Genomic DNA, 19,588 nt, shown 5'->3' with positions numbered 1-19,588 from the left:
ACAGCGAATATATAAAATATCTTACTAAAGCCTATAGGCATTTTGTTGTAATTTATAAGAGAATACAATATCTTGCAACACATAAAATTAACCATAATTAAATGAGAAACAACAAACTCTTTACAACATTCTTTGCAATGTTATTTTTTTTATGTCTTACAGCCAATGCACAGTACACGGCTATTCCTGATGCTAAATTTGAGCAAGCCTTGATTAATCAAGGTATCGATTCTGGTGCTATAGACGGAAAAGTACTTACTTCCAGAATTGCCAATATAACGGCTTTGTATCTTACCAGTGATAATATTTCAAATTTAACCGGGATACAAAATTTTACAGCTTTAAAAACTTTGAGTTGCGAAGGCAATAAATTGACCACTTTGGATGTCAGCAAAAATACCGCTTTGATTAATTTGGATTGTGGCTCAAATCAATTAACGGTTTTGGATGTAACACAAAATACAGCTTTGACTAATTTGAAGTGTTCTTATAACCAATTGACCGCTTTAGATGTCACTAAAAATACTGCTTTGACCGATTTAGATTGCACTAAAAATCTGTTAACCAGTTTAGATCTCACCAAAAATCGGGCTTTGACTATTCTGTTTGCCGCTAAAAATGCATTTACCTCTTTGGATGTAACCCAAAATCTGGCTTTGACAGATTTCGATTGCGGTAACAATCAATTATCAGCTTTGGATCTAACCAAAAACAAAGCTTTAAACAGATTGTATTGCATTGTAAATAAATTTGATCAGGCCCCGGATTTATCTCAAAATACTGCTTTAACCAATTTACAATGTGGCGGAAATTCATTTACCTCTTTGGATGTGAGCAAAAATACAGCTTTAGAAATACTCTATTGTGAATTAAATCAATTGACCTCTTTGGATGTCAGCAAAAATACCGCATTAACTACATTAAATTGTTACTTAAATCAATTGACTGCTTTGGATGTAAGTAAAAATACATCCTTGAATTTTTTACAATGCAGAGAGAATAAATTAACCGTTTTAGATGTAAGCAAAAATACTTCACTGTCTTATTTGAATTGCTTTTCTAATTTATTGACCACTCTGGACGTAAGTCAAAATACTGCTTTATCATCCTTTTATTGTTATTCCAATAAGTTAGTATCCTTAAATGTTAAAAACGGATACAACAGCAATATAATGAGTTTTGATGCTACAGATAATCCTACCCTCTCCTGTATCCAGGCTGATAACCTAACTCCTCCAAATTCATCCTGGCTCAAAGATGCTGCTGCAAATTATAGTACTTTTTGTGCCGCAACCGGATATACATCAATTCCAGATCCTAATTTTGAACAAGCCTTAATTGATCTTGGTTATGATTCTGCCCCTTTAGATAAGCAAGTACTTACTTCCAATATTGCCGCCGTAACCAATTTAGAGATATCCGATAAAAATATCGCAGATTTAACAGGGATACAGGATTTTGCAGCATTAAAAATTTTGAATTGCAGTTCCAACAAGCTAATCGCTTTGAATCTTAGCAAAAACACAACTTTAACAGCTGTGACTTGCAACAACAATCAATTGGCGACTTTAAATATTAAAAACGGAAACAACACCAATATATCATTTTTTGATGCCAGAAGCAATTCTAATCTTAAGTGCATCCAGTCCGACGGTATAAATCCTCCAAACTCTGGCTGGACCAAAGACAACATTGCAAACTATAGTACAACTGCCTGTTACACGGCAATCCCAGATGTAAAATTTGAGAGAGAGCTTATTGCTATGGGATACGATTCCGGCAGCACAGACGGAAAGGTGCTTACTGATAATATTATTCGTGTAACCAATTTGAATGTTTCCAATAAGGGCATTGCAAACTTAACAGGGATACAGGACTTTATAGCTTTGAAAACTTTAGATTGCTCCTCAAATTTATTATCCAGCTTGAATGTAACCCAGAATTCAGCTCTGACTAGTTTGAATTGCCGAGGAAATGTATTGACAGCTTTGGACGTAACCAAAAATACTGCGTTGACTGTTTTGATTTGCAATACCAATGAATTGGCAGCTCTGGATGTGAGTAAAAATCTCTCTTTGACTCAATTGGTATGTTGGTTAAATAAACTGACTGCTTTGGATGTAAGCCAAAATACAGCTCTGACAGAATTGATTTGCGGATCAAATCCGTTGTCTACTTTGGATGTAACCCAAAATACAGCTTTAACTACATTACAGTCCTATGCAAATAAATTAACCACCTTGGATGTAAGTAAAAATACAGCTTTGACTACCCTGTATTGCAGCAGCAATAAATTGACCGCTTTAGATATTACCAAAAATACTGCTCTAAGTGTCCTCTATTGTTTTGATAATCAACTGAACGCTTTAAATCTAAATAACAATACCGCCTTGACCGTATTACAATGTTATTCAAATCAGTTTGCCACTTTAGACCTAAGCAAAAATACAGCTTTAACTACTTTATGGTGTAATAGCAACCAAATGACCACTTTGGATGTAACCAAAAATATTGCTTTGACTGATTTGACTTGTTATTCAAACCAATTAACCACTTTGGATTTAAGCAAAAACACTGCCCTGAATAAGTTGAAAAGCTATTCAAACCAATTGACTACTTTGAATATTAAAAACGGAAATAATAGTAAAATAACCGATTTTGATGTTACACAGAATCCCAAACTTACCTGTATTCAGGCTGATAATACCACGGCTCCAAATTCTGGATGGAGAAAAGATCCTAAAGCAAACTATAGCATTACAGCTTGTTCAGTACAAACTTACACCAACATTCCGGATCCCAATTTTGAGCTGGCTTTGATTAGTTTAGGCTACGACTCGGGTAGCATTGACGGAAAAATACCGACTGCTAATATTGCCAACCTAACCAGCCTGAATGTCTCTAATAAGAATATCTCAAATTTAACAGGGATACAGGATTTTGTGGCTTTGCAGACTTTATATTGCAATTACAATCAATTGACAAGTTTAGATGTTACCAAAAACACTGCTTTGACTTTATTAAATTGTACCAGAAATCAACTGACTACTTTAGATATTACTAAAAATACTGCTTTGACAGGCTTGTATTTCAGTTATAATCAATTGACCACTTTGAATCTAACACTAAATACCGCTTTAGTTGAGCTGGAGAGCATTGGTAATCAATTGACTTCTTTAAATGTAACCAAAAATACAGGCTTGACCAAGTTAGATTGTACCGCTAATAAACTGGCGACTTTGGATGTTACACAAAATACAGCATTGACCGATTTACGTTGTCTTTCAAATCAATTACTTGCTTTGGATGTAAGCAAAAATACTGCTTTAACTTATTTAGATTGCAGTTCAAACAAATTGACCGCTTTGGATGTTACTCAAAATAATACCCTGACTAATCTATATTGCTATTCTAATCAACTGGCCACTTTAACTTTAACAAAGAGTACAACTTTGATCGATTTGAATTGCAATAATAATAAATTGAGTGTTTTAGAGGTAACCCCAAATACAGGTTTGACTTCATTGAATTGCTCCTATAATCAATTGAATTCCTTAAATGTAACCAACAACACAGCTCTAAAAGCACTGTTTTGCGGCAGTAATAAATTGACAGATTTAGAGGTAACTAAAAATGCAGCTTTAGAATATTTGAATTGTTTTCAAAATCAGCTAAGCACATTGGATGTAACTAAAAACCCTCTTTTGCTTAGTTTTCATTGTGGCAACAATCAATTGATCGCTTTGGATGTAAGTAAGAATGCGCATTTAACCCAATTGTATTGCTTTTCTAATAAATTACTGGATTTGAATGTTAAAAATGGAAATAACAGCACGATAACCACTTTTAATTCTACCTTGAATCCGGAACTGACCTGCATTCAAGCCGATAATGTCACAGCTCCAAATACGGGTTGGGTAAAAGATGTTACGGCAAATTATAGTACGATCGCTTGTATTCTACCTAGATACACCGCTATTCCTGACACTAACTTTGAACAATCGTTGATTGATCAGGGAATAGACTCTGGCAAGATAGACGGGAAAATACTGACTTCTAAGATTGAAAATCTAAGCCGTTTAGACATTTCATACAGAAAAATTACAAATTTAAAAGGAATACAGGATTTTGTGGCATTGCGGACTTTAGATTGTTCTGATAACGCATTGACCGATTTGGATGTAACACGAAATATCGTTTTAGACACTTTGTATAGTCATCGAAATCAATTGACTGTTTTGGATCTGACAAAAAATAAGACATTGGCTAAATTAAACTGTTCCGGAAATCAATTGACCGCTTTGGATGTCAGTAAAAATATCGCTTTGACTTATTTAAACTGCTCTTATAATCAGCTAACCGTTTTGGATGTAAGCCAAAATACAGCTTTGACTTATTTGGATAGCTCGCATAATAAATTAGGAGGCACAAAAAACAGCACTAAAAATGCTGTCTTAGCCAATGCTTTCGCTTTAGACATAACCAAAAATATTGCTTTGACCTATTTAGATTGTTCGTTCAATCAATTGACCTCTTTGGATGCAACTAAAAATAAGGACTTAACTTATCTGGATTGCTCTAACAATCAATTGACGGCTTTGAATATTGAAAATAAAAACAATAGTAATTTAAGGGCTTTTGATGCCACAAAAAATCCTAATCTTACGGCTATTCAAGCCGATAAAAATACTGCTCCCACTGGCAGTAACTGGACAATAGATAATACTGCATATTATGCAGGTACTTTGTCTGATCCCGCTTTTGAGAAAAACAGAAGCTTGGGACTGGCTTACCCAAATCCAACTTCTGAAATGATAAACATTGAAATGCCTCACGAAATGACAGAAGTTATTGTATTGAATCTTGCTGGTCAGCAACTCATTAGACAGTCGGTTCACTCTGTACAAACCAAGGTTGATCTGTCACCATTGGCTCAAGGCACTTATTTTATAAAAATCGTTTCCCCTAATCAGTCCTCTGTCATGAAAGTGACTAAAAAATAATCTTATAAAGTTATAGTTGCTATATAGTAAAGACTGCCAAATCCCTGGCAGTCTTTTTTTTAGAAAAACTGAACCAATATACTTGAGGTCATTGGGATCTAGAGTAAAAGTTAAGACGAAGTAAAATCAACATTTATTGTAAATACCACAGCAAATATTCCTTACAATTTCAACCAATAGGAGCACAATACCCCTTACTTTTCCTGCCGCGGGCTATGCTGAAAACAGGATAATTTTAAGAGATCCCATAAATATCATAGCTGTACTTCTACCAGATTATTTCCTGTTATTCTTCTTTTTCAATACTTTAGAAATACAGAACTGTATGCCACTAACTTTGCGGAACTGCCTTAACAATTAAATAATATGTTTTCTTAATAACCGGGTTTGTATTCGTAATTGTTTTTATAAATTTGCACCCTGAATATTTAGCAGTTTTTTATCCGTATTGATAGGCGATTGCTCTTTAATCTAGTCATTTACATGTTAATAATTATGAAACCCTTTTTTGCTTTTTAAAGCTATCGCGACAAAAATCTGAATTACTTTTAAAAAATCCACTTCTGCAGTTTTAAATTATTTACATTAAAAAAACATTATTTCTTACTTAACCTTTTAAATTTCAAACAACAACAACAACAACAACAACAACAACAACAACAACAACAACCTACAGTCTTTATCAAAAAAAATACATTACAATTAAATCCAATGCTTAAAAAAAACACCCCCCAACTTCTAGTTTTTATACTTTTCAGTTTATTTTTTTCCATAAGTTCATTTGCTCAAAAAAATCTTTATGCCGGAATTGAGATCGGACGCCGAACAATAAAGGTTACTGTTCTTGAAGTAAACAATATCAAAAAAGCAGACTATAAAATTGCCTACTATTCGAATGATGAAGGTCTTAGTTTTGCCAAACATATCACTGCAAATGGCGAACTTACTCAGGAAGACATCAGCAAAGCCGGTCTTATTGTTTTTACGCAATTGACGAAAATCAGAGCTCAATTTAAAATTCCCGAAGAAAATATCTTTTTAGTAGCTTCTTCTGTTTTTGGATCTGCACGCAACCTTGATGTTTTAAAAAACAAAATCAGTACCCTAACCAACAAACAACTTGATGTTATTAATGTTGACGAAGAAGCTAAAATACTAGTTAAAGGTTCTATTCCACCAGTTGATTATGCTAACGCTTTGCTTCTTGATATTGGTGCTGCCAGTACTAAAGGTGGATATATCGACGAACTTCAGGATGGTAAATTAGAGTTTATGCCTTTAGAACTTGACTTTGGTACTATGTCGCTTACCGATGCTGTAAAAAAAACGGTTGCAAACCAAAGCCAGGCGGGTGATATGTCAGTATATCAGGAAAAATCTTTTGATTTTAACCCGGTGGTACGTAAGAAGATCAAAGAAATGCTCGATGCAAATCCTCTTTTACTAAAAAAAGAAAAGATCTATTTGTCGGGAGGAGCTGTTTGGGCTTTTACAACATTATACTATAATGAAAACACCAAAGATCATTTCTTACCTATAACCCTTGAAGATATTATCGATTACGATGCAGTCCTAAAGAATAATTTCAACAAGTTTAACAATCTTTCTAAAACCAATAAAGAGGCAGCAAGAGTATTAAACATATACGACCAGAAATATCTTATTTCAGCAAATAACATACTATCAGCTTGCGTAGAAAGTATTCCTAATTTAGAGAAGAAAAAAATATACTTTGTAAAAGAGGGACCAATAACCTGGCTTATCTCCTATGTGGCAGACCGTTCTAAAAAAGTAAATACAAATTTTTAAGACAACTTCTTATAAAGACAAAGCTTCAGAGAAATCTGAAGCTTTTTTTGTTATAAATGTCTCGTCCTAAAATTTCAAAAGGTTTCGAATGGTACCCGAATTTACAACTTCATATCCGAACTAATATTCCGAATGTATTTGCGATTTTCTTTAAATGTTTTTCCGAAATTATAGGATGCATTTATTAAGATCATATTAGATGTATTGGTATTGTTTAACACATATTCATTGCCACTATATCTAAATCGCAACATTCTGTTTGCATCAGTATTCAATATGTTTCTATACTCCAGGCTAATATTCAGTCTGTCTTTGAGTAAATTACGTGATACACTTAATGAAAGATCCGGTTTCACCGAACGATATAAATTAAAATCATAAAACCTGTCAATATAATAAGAGTTAATCGAATACATAGTGCTTTTATCTATATTGCCACTAACAGATAAATCAAGATAATTCACAACTCCTTTCTGAATTTCATTTGCCTTTTGCATTTTTAACTTTGTATAACTATAATTTAAGTTGAATCTGGATTCTTTATAAAATTTAAACGAAACAGAAGTACCCACTGATCGGCTATTGTAGGAATCCAGATTTACATTTTCAGAAACCATTTTGTATACATCTAGTGTATTGACAACAGAAATATTATTGGATGATTTTAAATAACCTAAATTTAAGGTTAGATCGACTTTCTTTATGTTCTTTACTAAATCTAGAGAAAAAGAATTGTCGATTTCAGGTTCTATATAAGAAGGATTTACAACTGAATTGTTATTAAAATCCTGATAAGTGAAATTAGAAATTGATCTGATACTTGGTCTGATGACATATCTTTTATAATTGAATTCTACATCTAATATGGAGTCAATTTTCGAGAAATAAGTAAAATTTGGCAGATAAAAATTATGGTAAAAAACAACATCATTATTGACTTTATCCTCAGAAAACTGAAATCTGTTTCCAAATGCTAACGAATTATTAGAATTTATATCGTAACTAAAACTGACAAAAGGAGTAACAATATTCTGCCTGACCTCACTTCTATCTGTTACATTATCAAAAACATAATTGCGATACGTTAGTACTAATGCCGATTGGACATATAATTTATTAATTGATTTTGAGACAGAGGAACTCAACGTCCATTCTGTAAATTTTTGATTCGATTTATTAAATCTGTTTTCAATTTTATTATTGCTGTTTACATAGTCTAAATTGAGTTTATACTCTAAATCATTTACTGTTCTCTTCTCGTACCTCACATTGGTGTTATAATCGCGGACAAGAAAAAAATAAGCTGCTTCTGATAAATCGGGAAAAAAACTGACCCTGTTTTCATCTACTACCGAGTATTTATTTCGTAACGAAATACTACTTGACTTATCGATTTCATAAATGTTAAGCATTGAGAAATTAGACTGATACAAAACTCTGTGGTTCGCATAATTTAAAGCGCGCTCATTATAAGTTTCCTCCGAGCTGTTATCCGAAACATTCTTGAGACCGGAAATATTTAGAACTGTCGAAAATTTATTCCTTTTGTAAAATAAACTAGAGCCTAAAAAATTAAACTCCTGCAAAAAACCAAGTGTTCCGTCAACGGAGCCTTTTATGTTATCAACATTACCATTATTATCTATTACTTTGATAACAAGTTCAGTCTCACCAGTTGATAAATTAAAATAATTCTCAACGATTTGAAAAGAAACAATGTTCTCAGACAATAGTTTGAAAAATTCTTCCTGAGTTATGACTTTATCATTATAAATGTAATTTTTAATTCTTTTCCCTTTAAAATAAACGGTTTTATTGTTATCTAAAGTAATGTTCTCGACTCTCCGCAAAGTCTTACCCATACTTTCATTTTTTAAAATTTCTTTGGGTAAGTGAAGTTTATAAACTCCTGCTTTTCTCTTATTTTTAATGATTTTGATCTCTTTGAGAACTTCTACTTTTGAAGAATCACTCCTCTCATTTTTAACCACTTCCTGAGAAAAAATAAAAAATGAATTAATGATTAATGTTAGTGTAATTATTTTTTTCATTCTAAGATTAACTATACTATCAAATCGACAGTCTTTAAATACTATTAAACAATAACATCGTATCGAGAATATTTCCATAAAATACCGCTACAATACAGCCTGTTAATTACAGTAAATCACCCTTGCAAGTAACGCGTCCAAAAAAAACGTAATGATCCATAAGTAAAATTCAAATTCTATCCTAAAAAGGTAAAATTTGGCGCAAATAAAACAAATAAAAAAACCGCAATTCAATTATTTTCATAAAAGAAGTACCACAGAAACAACATCAGATAAGATAGTATAAGGCCAGGATAATCTAAGTCAGATTCTAAGGCTTATTTAATTCTAAAAGGACAAACCTCTCTACCTTCATTAGGTAAAAAAGCGGAAGATATTCACAAAAAGCCATCTGTAGAAAATGAAAAAATTGCACCAAGTCAAAAGCCTTTGTGCAATTTTTAACAGAACTCTTTTCAGAATCCGGAAATTAACTAAAAAACCGTGTCTTCTTATAATCTAATTTTTCAGCTACTTTCTCTGCCAAATCATTTGCATACTTCAAAAACAAGATACACTTATACTCAATAAGTTTATCATATTCACGATTTGCATCACTTGTTGCTTTGGTTATAGAAACCACTGCAGTTTCAGAAAGGTATTGAAAAAGCATTTTTTCTTTTTCACTGTTGCAATCAAAAGGAAGTTCCACATCTTCAATATATCTTAATAAAGAAAACAAACTACTCATTGGTAACTTATCCGGAAGATATCCCAAATACAAATAGATGAGCCCTGAGCAAATTTGCTCTATCACTTTCTTGAAAATGACTTTTTTAATGGTAGTCGTATCATCGTTGAGATAAAACTGAGCCTCATCAAAAAATTGTCGTGCCATTGCAACTTTGTGTTTCTCATATCTTTCTTTATCATCAGAATCCCATTTCGCAATACACTTTTTAGGATAAGGAAGATAGCTTGGTATATTGTAAGCCAGAAGTCCATTCGTCAGAATATGATCAAAAAAATGTTTTTTATCTAGTTTCCTGCTACGAATCGATTTTGGGCAATGATTCAGAATTGTTACTTTATAATTGGCATTAAATTTTTCATCAATCAATTTTTTCATCAAAGGTATATCTTCTTCCGATTTCTCCAGATTCACTACCAATAAATAAAAGTGATAACGGGGAAGTTTATCCGAATAGTTCTTAGCCTCATAGTCCTGATTATGGCGTACAATATAACCAAAACAATATATACATCTTATAACAAAAGTCGTTGCCATTACAGCTCCAATTTTCTCCAAAGCATCTTCGATGAAGTAATTGGATGGAATCTTCTCGTTGAAAATATGTCTTCCAATACATTTTTGATAGCTCAATTTCTGCATCTTCTCACTGCACAACGCTTTATAGTCCAGAAATAGCTTATTAATCTCCTTTTGTAACAGTTCTACTTTTGTTTTTGTTCTAACAAGCAACTCGGGATTAATATCAGCTATGTTCCTATTCTCCACCACGCAGAAATAGGCATTGTTAAGCATTTCAAGTATCTCTTTATCCATCTCAACATCTTTATTGAGTATTTTCTTTAGAGAGGGTGCGAAATCGATTATATAATCATAATGAACAAACAAGCAGGTAGAAGTAATAAAAACAGGCGTAAAAAATTCTGAAGCACAAATGTAGATGTATCTCAAGGTTTGATACAAGGCAAAGGCAGTCGCAACACTATTATTGTTTCTGGTATAAACCGAGACATTTCTAAGAGACACCACAGCAGCTTCCATATCAAGAGAAAATCTTTTCTTAGCTCTCCTTATCAGCTTTTTTGAGGTATTTTTTTGAGGGTAAAAAACTTCAGCCCCTGGTTTGAAGTATACTAACTCTTTAAGGGTACAATGCCGAATAAAGTAAGGTTTCCCTTTTCTAAATCCAAGCCTGGCATTATCAGAACTAATAAACTTAAAAATAAAATCGGGATATATCATTATGATCTTATCCAATATTGTATCATCCAAAGCCTCTCCATCCTGATCACACTCTTCTTTCAAAATAAAAGTGAGCACTATTACTTTATTACTTCGATTACAAGATAGGTAAACGGCTTCTGTTTCAACATATGGAAGCAAATTTGTAATAGCTCTTTCTAATTGTTCCCGATGCGGATTGTTTTGGTCTATTCTGGGCGTATAATTCATATTTTATTCTTTTTATGTTAAACCTCATCTCTCTTTTCCTGACTATCACTTCATAACTTAAAGAACCTTCGACAATAGTAAGCTCTATTTCCTTTCTGAAATTTTGACGATCTTACACTTTATTAATGTATTTCATATATTTTTTCGTACGTTTGCTTAAATCGCGTTTTTGTGTCTTTTTACTTACAAATATATAGATTATATCCTATATAAAACCATAAAAAGATCTAATAATCTAAAATAATTACAATGATTATAAATAGAATCTTACAAATAATTGATTATAAAGGAATTAATAGAAGAAAATTTTACATTGAAACAGGGCTTTCCAATGGTTTTTTAGATAAGGTTAAAGATGTTGGTGCCTCAAAAATAGAGCAGATACTCCGAATCTATCCTGAAATTAGCCCGGAATGGCTCCTGACGGGAAAAGGTCATATGCTCGAAAATACTGCTTTTTTTGAATATGAATGGGGTATAAAAATGAGTCAGATTGAAGAACCTACTTCTGTTTACGAAGTTACCACTGTAAAAACAGTTAAAAAACAATTTATACCTGTATACGATGTTGAGACTGCTGCAGGCACCGTTTCTTTGTTTAAAGAAAACACCGAAAAACCTGTAGATTACGTTTCGGTTCCCAATTTACCTAAATGCGATGGTGCTGTCTATGTTAGTGGAGATAGTATGTATCCGATTTTAAAGAGTGGAGATCTTATTATCTATAAAAAGATGAGCAACAAGGCCGAACATATTATCTGGGGAGAATTATATCTGACCGCCATCATAACAGATGATCTTGAAGAATTTCTGCTTATCAGACGAATTCAAAAATCAGACAAAGGCGACGATAGGATCGAATTAGTAAGTGAAAACGCCCAGTATCAATCAAAGGAGGTACTTCTTAAAAATATTGAAGGATTAGCTTTGGTAAAAGCAACGATTCGAATAAATTCAACCTTTTAAATGTTAAGCTCTAAAAATCAAAATCTTACCAAAAAAGTCTTGAAATTGTGAATATCTATTTCGTAAATTCCGAGTTTTTTTTCCTGTAAAATCTATCTTTGGCATCCTTAAAAAATAACAAAGATGAGCGCAACTTGGTACGAATGCAAAGTAAAATATAGAAAGACTGACGAAACCGGAGGACAAAAGGTTTTAACAGAACCTTATTTGGTAGATGCTCTGTCTTATACAGAAGCTGAGAGAAGAATTAATGAAGAGATGTCGGCTTTTATTAGTGAGGAATTCAAAATCACCAATATAAAAGTGGCCAATTACGCCGAAATTCACCCTTTTGAAAATACAGACCGTTGGTTTAAATCCAAAGTATCTCTATTGGCTTATGATGAAGAAAGCGGTAAAGAAAGAAAATCAAACATGTACATGCTGGTTCAGGCAAATGATGTAAGAGAAGCTTATGATAACACGTTGCATGTGATGCAAAGTACGATGGGAGAATATTCTATCCCGGCAGTCTCTGAATCTCCTATTATGGATGTTTTCCCTTATTTCAGTGGTGAAGAAGGTGAATCAGAACGATTAGAAAGATTCAATGCTCTAAAAGCATCTAAACCCGCACAAGCAGTAGCAGAAACCATCGATCACATGGAATTTGAAACTGCAATGGAGGAATAGGCTGAAAATTAATATGCATTAACCCAAAAGAGCTGCATATAGTGTACACAGATGAGACGGATTCGCTAAAGCGAAAACGCGGATTTACACCGATTTCTTTCTTATTCAAGTCATCATTAAACGCATGTTAAGATTATAAAAATCAAAAGCTTCGGATTTCTCCGAAGCTTTTTTTTGTACATAGCTTGTGTATACTTTCTAATAAAAATGGATCAATACAAAATGTTGTGATGCTGATAGAAGTTATTCCTTTTATTAATGATTTCAGCTCTTCATTTAAGAGATCTTTTTATTACAGCTGATTTTATAATTAGCGCTACCTTCTGGTATAAAGACTTGAAATGTTTAAAAAGGGCTGAAAGCCCAAAAGCATAAAGATAGTGCAACGCACTATAAATTAAGATAATGAATCATATTGCCCTGAAAGGACATAAGCAGCAATAAACAAAGTATAAGATCTTAATTAAAAGTTACTTACTTTCGGAAATATCATAAAATAAGATATGTGCTTTTTGGGTTATGCTTTCGCCCTTACAGGGCTTAAACAATCATCATCATTATTGATGGTGCTTCACACCCTACTATTGCTAAGGCTCTTTCAGAGCAACAGATCCCAAACACTTATCACTTATGGGGTAAGCTGTAAATTATTTTTTACAATTAAGTAATTACAGGAAAATGTAAAACCTTTAAAGATTGCAAAAGGCTGTCACTTTCATTCCTAAAGTGCTTTACGATAAAGAGAATACTTTTTTTCACTCCACAACTTTTGAACCTGATTCATAAAAATCACAAAGAAGTACTATTTTATTACGCTACGATCTCTCAAAATTAATTACGATAAAGAGTCAACTTCTTCTTACTTCAGAAAAAAATCGGCATCGATTAAACGGTTTCCGGTATCGTCATAAACGGCATAGTTAAAACCTCCCTGAATACAATAGGAACCATATTCTCCGGCTTTGTTGAGGGCGATAAAACCTACCTGAATGTCTTTTAAGTCTTTGTTTCTGTTCTTTGTTAATTTTACAATTCGGGCAACGGCTTCTTCGCAGGCTTTTTGAGGAGATTTACCTTGTCGCATCAATTCAACCACCAGATGACAACCCGAAATTCTGATGACTTCTTCACCATGTCCGGTGGCTGTTGCAGCTCCAATTTCATTGTCAACATATAAACCAGCTCCAATAATTGGGGAGTCTCCAACACGTCCGTGCATTTTAAAAGCCATTCCGCTTGTCGTGCACGCTCCCGAAAGGTTTCCGTTGGCATCCAAAGCGATCATTCCAATGGTATCGTGATTTTCAATATTCGCGATGGGTTTGTATTTACTGTCTTTTAACCATTCTTTCCATTCTTTTTCAGATTCCTCTGTCAACAGGTTTTCTTTTTTGAAACCTTGTGCTACTGCAAATTGCAAGGCTCCATCACCTACCAGCATCACATGAGGTGTTTTTTCCATTACTGCTCTCGCAACCGATATGGGATGTTTAATATATTCTAAAGCAGCAACTGATCCTATATTGGCATTTTCATCCATGATACAGGCATCTAACGTTACGCGGCCATCTCTGTCCGGACGTCCGCCGTACCCCACACTTCTTTCTTTAGGATCGGCCTCCGGAATTTTAACTCCGGCTTCGACAGCGTCTAAAGCGGTTCCTTTGTTTTTTAAAACTTCCCAAGCCGCTTCATTGGCCTGAATTCCAAATCTCCAGGTGGAAAGTACAATTGGCTTTTTTCCTTTTTTAGAAACTATGTTTTTTTCTTCTTCTTCAGTATGTGAATTGAAAGATTGCAACGCTACAGCAACTGAAGCTATAGCTGCCGTTTTTATAAAATTTCTGCGATTTGAATTTGTCATATCTATACTTTGTATTAGCCAACGAACTGTTCTTTTTTACCACAGATTAAAGGATCCAAATGGATTTTCTAATCTGTGAAAATCATTTTAATCTGTGGCATCTAATATAATCAAAACTATGCTGTATAAAGCAAACTTGTTGCGCCTAATAACGCTGCTATTTCATTATCGGTAGAAACAGAAATGCTAACGTTACTTCCTGCTTCTTTTAATTTTTTATTGAAAACCGGCAGAAAAAATTCACTTGCATTGGCTATTTTCCCTCCAATAATAAAACCATCTGCCGAGAATTTTTCTAACCACGGAATAACAATCGCTGCTAAATCTTCTCCCATTTTTTCAAACACTTCTATCGCTACTTTATCTTCGGCTTTAGCCAAATTAAAAAGCTCCAATCCGTTATTTATTTTTTTTCCGCTTAAAGCGAAATAACCCGCTATAAGTCCACGTGCGGAAACATAATCTTCAGCAATCCCATCTTTATAAGGCAGATCGTATATTTCGCCGTCTTTTGGTACTAAATCACCAGTACTAATCGATTCGCCTTTGTCTATAAAACAAGCTCCTAATCCGGTGCCCAATGTGATTGCCATTACTTTTTTAGAAAGATTTTCAGCATTTTTAAAAACTTCTCCTTTGCCAAAACAAACAGCATCGTTTTCAAAAAGTATCGGAAAATCATTTGAAAGATTCAGTTTATCCTGAAACAAATCACGAACATTTAAACCGTAAAAATGTTCGTATTTAGATTGTCCTTTTATCCAGCAAACACCATTCGTATAATCAAACGGCCCCGGCATGCAAACTGCCAATCCTGTGGTGTTTTCTACTTTAGAATTTTCTATTGCAGTACGAATTGCTTTTTCCCAAATGGTCATTACTTCTGCTACAGGCAAATTCGAATCGAAAGATTCTTTGTGCAGTGAAAAATCGATCACTTTCATGTCTACTATATCAATAATCGCTGCGGTGATATGTGTACCTCCAATGTCTAATCCAACGGCATATTCTTTATTCATTCTTTTGTATTTTGGATTTGAACCAATATTAGGGATTAGAAAAATTTAGTTTTATTTTTTTTCACCATTAAGAAATTAAGTCTAACTGCTTCATTTTTCTTAATTTCTTAATGGTGAATATTCTTATCTCTAGTTTTACGAATTCCTTAATGGCAAATATTTTAGTTTAAATGTTTTTGTCTTTTAAAATTTGAGGATAATGAATACTGGTATGTACAATCATTTCTCCAAATAAGGTATTGGCCCATGCAAACCATTTTCGGGTAAATTTGGTTACATCATCTTTATGAAAAGATTCGTGCATGAAACCGGTATCGGCATTTGTTTTGATCAAATTGCTGATACAGTGTTTTATTTCCTGTTCGTCTACACTGGTAATGGCTCTTAAAACAATACTCATCGGCCAGATGGTATCGGTTCCGGTATGTGGTCCTCCAATACCTTCTCCTGCTTTTCCTTTGTAGAAAAACGGATTGTTTTCTGAAAGGACTACTTTACGGGTATTCAGATACAGTTGATTGTCCGGTGCGATAGCGCCTAAATAAGGTAACGACAATAAAGACGGAACATTTGCATCGTCCATCATGTGAAAACTGCCGTAACCGTTTACTTCAAAAGCAATGATTTTTCCGAATTTTGAATGTTCGATGATTCCGTTTTCTTCCAATCCTTTTTGAACCTGCCCACGCAATTCTTTGGCTTTAGCGACTAAATTGTCATCTTTTAAAGCCGGCAAAGAGAAAATTTCCATCAGATATCCCAATACTTCAATTGCAAACATGTTACTCGGAATCAAATAACCAAACAGCGTACTGTCGTCACTTGGTCTGAAAGTCGAAACAATTAATCCACATGGTTTTACCGGATAACCGTAACCGCTTAAAGGTACACCATCTGTAGCCCAGGCAGTAACTCGCTGGAAATTGTAAGGTCCTTTATCATGCATTCTTTGCTGCTCTTTGAAAGTCTGCAATACCAAAAGCATGGCTTCTTTCCACTTGCTGTCGAACAAACTAATATCTCCTGTTTCTTTCCAGTAGCCGTGTGCCAATCGTATTGGGTAACACAAACTGTCAATCTCCCATTTGCGTTCGTGAATCCCGGGCTGCATCTTGGTCATATCATTTTTCCACTCACTTACTTGCGCAAAATCTTTGTAGAAAGCATTCGCATAAGGATCAAGTAAGATACATTTGGTCTGACGATTGATGACTCCTTTTATCAGTTCAGCAAGTTTTTTATCTTCTTTTATAAACGGAATATACGGCCAAATTTGTGCTGTACTGTCACGCAACCACATCGCATCGATATCTCCTGTAATGACATAAGTGTCCGGTTTTCCGTCAATGATTTCAAAATCGACAGTGGTGTCTAAGGTGTTTGGAAAACAGTTTTCAAACAACCAGGCGAGTTCCGGATTGGCGATTTGTTTTTTGATTCTTACAATGGCAGCTTCAATCGCTTTACTGGTAAATTTTCGTTCTGCCAAAGGAGGTCTTTTGGTAATAAAATCTTTTAGTACAAAATTGAAAGCATCTGAATTCATCCCAAAAACATCCGTTTGAAGGGCTAATAATCCAGCTGAAAAAATCCCTGTATTTTTTATAAATTTTCTACGTGACTGCATAGTATTATTTTGAAGTTGAATAAGAATATGGATAGGCACTTGCCGAAGTTCCTCTTTGTAAATTAGGTTTACTGCTCATATCAAAATTGAATTCACCTCCTTTTAATACTTCAAAATGGTTTATGAAGTTTTTGGTATGAGTGGTGCTGTTCCATTTTAATTCCTGAACGTATTTGTTGTCTGCTGAATTGTTTGGCGCATTGATGACCAATTGTTTTCCGTTTTCGAGCTCCAACGTAATTTTTTTAAACAAAGGCGCTCCAAGTACATACTCGTCTGTTCCCGGACAAACCGGATAGAATCCCATTGCAGAGAAAATATACCATGCCGAAGTTTGTCCGTTATCTTCATCGCCGCAGTAACCGTCCGGGGTTGGTTTGTACAAACGATTCATAACTTCTCTTGACCAATATTGTGTTTTCCAAGGCTCTCCGGCATAATTATACAAATAAATCATGTGCTGTATAGGCTGATTTCCATGTGCATATTGTCCCATATTCATAATTTGCATTTCGCGAATTTCATGAATAACGGATCCGTAATAACTGTCATCAAAAACCGGAGGTGTTGTAAAAACAGCGTCTAATTTGGCCGTGAAATTTTTCTGTCCTCCCATTAAATCAATCAAACCCTGTACATCATGGAATACGCTCCAGCTATAATGCAAAGCATTCCCTTCGGTAAAAGCGTCTCCCCATTTAAGCGGATTAAAGTTTTTCGGAAAGCTTCCGTCTTTGTTTCTACCGCTCATCCAACCGATTTCAGGATTATATAGATTCTTATAATTCATCATCCTTTTTTCGAACAAACTGATTTCTTTTTTCGGACGGTTTAGCGCTTTGGCTAATTTCCAAATCGCAAAATCATCATAAGCGTATTCTAAGGTTCTGGCTGCATTTTCGTTGATTTTCACATCATAAGGAACGTAACCCAAAGTGTTGTAATACGATACTCCTTTTCTTCCTACTGCTTCCAATGGACCTTCGTTATTGGCTCCATGCAATAAGGCTTCATACAGTTTATTGATGTCATAACCGCGTAATCCTTTAATATAAGCATCTGAAACTACTGAGGCAGAGTTGTTTCCTACCATCACGTCCCGGAATCCCGGGCTTGACCATTCCGGCAAAAAGCCTCCCTCTTTATAATCGTTGATGAGTCCTTCCTGCATTTCTTTGTTAATTGAAGGATAAACCAGATTTAACAAAGGATACAAGGCACGGAAAGTATCCCAAAAGCCTGTTCCTGCATACATATAACCCGGCAATACTTTACCATTATACGGACTGTAGTGCACGATTTCACCTTTTGCATTTATCTCATACTGCTTTTGCGGAAAACAAACGGTGCGGTACAAGCAGGAGTAAAACGTTTTTAATTGTTCTTCGCTTCCGCCTTCGGCAGTTAGTTTTCCTAAAACTTTATTCCATTCTTGTTTGGATTGTGCTACGGTTTCGGTAAACGATGCGGTACCTAATTCGTTCTTTAAATTCAATTCGGCTTGTTCGAAACTAATAAATGAAGAGGAAACTTTTACGTTTACGATTTCTCCTTTTTTAGTTTTAAATCCAATAACAGCACCTACATGATTGTCTTTTAATTCGAGTTTGTCTTTTTCTAAAACTTTCCCGTGCCAGGCAGCAGTAGTGGCAAAAGGCTTATCGAATTGCAGTACAAAATAGTTTTTGAAATTCTCAGGAACTCCACCACTATTGCGGGTGGTATAACCGATAATTTTATTCTCAGACGGAATTATTTTGATGTAAGATCCTTTGTCAAAAGCATCGATTACGATAGAAGACTGCTCATTTTCCGGAAAGGTGATCTGGAAATGTGCAGCTCTTTCGGTAGTCGTAATTTCTGTAGTTACATCATAATCGGCCAGGTAAACGTTATAATAATAGGGCTTTGAAACCTCTGCTTTGTGGCTGAACCAACTTCCTCTTTCGTCCTCTGTAAAAGCTAATTTACCTGTTACCGGCATGATCGAAAACTGTCCGTAATCATTCATCCACGGCGAAGGCTGATGGGTTTGTTTGAATCCTCTAATCTTATCGGCTGTGTAAATATAGGCCCAGCCGTCACCCATCTTTCCGGTTTGCGGCGTCCAGAAATTCATTCCCCAGGGTCTGCAAATCGCCGGATAGGTGTTCCCGTTTGAAAGACTATGTAAGGACTGTGTCCCCATCAACGGATTAACGTATTCTACAGCGTCTATGGTTTTGACTTGTGCATTTACAAAAATGCAACATTGTAGTATCCCTAAAAAAATTAAACTTTTTATTTTCATATGATGTGTATTGTAAGATGTAAAATGTGAGATGTCTGTTGTGATCGAATTTTTCTCACGCTACATTTCTTAAATCTATACTCTTTATTCTTTATTCTAAAATCT

Annotated in this window: 10 protein-coding genes; 4 read left to right on the top strand and 6 right to left on the bottom strand. The window is 34.5% G+C overall.

Translation table 11 applies throughout. The features are described from left to right. Positions 1-101 precede the first annotated feature (101 nt). Positions 102-5,003 (top strand): T9SS type A sorting domain-containing protein, encoded by a 4,902-nt coding sequence (locus AC3IS6_RS09515; RefSeq protein WP_489164658.1) that lies wholly within the window; start codon positions 102-104, stop codon positions 5,001-5,003. A gap of 711 nt (positions 5,004-5,714) precedes the next feature. Further along, positions 5,715-6,812, top strand: a complete 1,098-nt coding sequence (locus AC3IS6_RS09510) for a Ppx/GppA phosphatase family protein (protein ID WP_489164657.1) — start codon at positions 5,715-5,717, stop codon at positions 6,810-6,812. A gap of 101 nt (positions 6,813-6,913) precedes the next feature. Here AC3IS6_RS09510 and AC3IS6_RS09505 read toward each other — a convergent pair whose 3' ends face one another. Together AC3IS6_RS09505 and AC3IS6_RS09500 are read right to left on the bottom strand one after the other, a co-directional pair. After that, the gene (locus tag AC3IS6_RS09505) at positions 6,914-8,863 is read right to left on the bottom strand and encodes an outer membrane beta-barrel protein (protein ID WP_489164656.1); all 1,950 of its coding nucleotides are present in this window, start codon (positions 8,861-8,863) and stop codon (positions 6,914-6,916) included. A 469-nt stretch (positions 8,864-9,332) separates the two neighbouring features. After that, entirely contained in the window at positions 9,333-11,045 is a 1,713-nt protein-coding gene (locus AC3IS6_RS09500; RefSeq protein WP_489164655.1) for a hypothetical protein, read from the bottom strand. Between the two features lie 249 nt (positions 11,046-11,294). Here AC3IS6_RS09500 and AC3IS6_RS09495 point away from each other — a divergent pair, with 249 nt between their 5' ends. Both AC3IS6_RS09495 and AC3IS6_RS09490 read left to right on the top strand, forming a co-directional pair. Further along, on the top strand, positions 11,295-12,011 hold the full coding sequence (locus AC3IS6_RS09495; RefSeq protein ID WP_489164654.1) for a S24 family peptidase: 717 nt from the start codon (positions 11,295-11,297) through the stop codon (positions 12,009-12,011). Between the two features lie 123 nt (positions 12,012-12,134). Beyond that, the gene (locus AC3IS6_RS09490; protein ID WP_489164653.1) at positions 12,135-12,683 is read left to right on the top strand and encodes a DUF4494 domain-containing protein; all 549 of its coding nucleotides are present in this window, start codon (positions 12,135-12,137) and stop codon (positions 12,681-12,683) included. Between the two features lie 859 nt (positions 12,684-13,542). Here the strand turns inward: AC3IS6_RS09490 and AC3IS6_RS09485 are convergent. The 4 genes from AC3IS6_RS09485 to AC3IS6_RS09470 form a co-directional block, all read right to left on the bottom strand. Then, positions 13,543-14,547: an isoaspartyl peptidase/L-asparaginase family protein gene (locus AC3IS6_RS09485; protein ID WP_489164652.1), complete on the bottom strand. Its 1,005-nt coding sequence runs from the start codon at positions 14,545-14,547 to the stop codon at positions 13,543-13,545. Positions 14,548-14,663: 116 nt separating this feature from the next. After that, positions 14,664-15,566 (bottom strand): ROK family protein, encoded by a 903-nt coding sequence (locus tag AC3IS6_RS09480; protein ID WP_489164651.1) that lies wholly within the window; start codon positions 15,564-15,566, stop codon positions 14,664-14,666. A gap of 166 nt (positions 15,567-15,732) precedes the next feature. Then, entirely contained in the window at positions 15,733-17,193 is a 1,461-nt protein-coding gene (locus tag AC3IS6_RS09475; protein ID WP_489164650.1) for a glycoside hydrolase family 125 protein, read from the bottom strand. Positions 17,194-17,197: 4 nt separating this feature from the next. Continuing rightward, complete coding sequence (locus AC3IS6_RS09470) at positions 17,198-19,483, bottom strand: GH92 family glycosyl hydrolase (RefSeq protein WP_489164649.1); 2,286 nt, start codon at positions 19,481-19,483, stop codon at positions 17,198-17,200. Between the last annotated feature and the right edge of the window lie 105 nt (positions 19,484-19,588).

Source organism: Flavobacterium sp. KH_035 (assembly GCF_057839565.1).
Note: the sequence above shows the minus strand (reverse complement) of the source record. Positions and strands in the feature narration are given on the sequence as shown.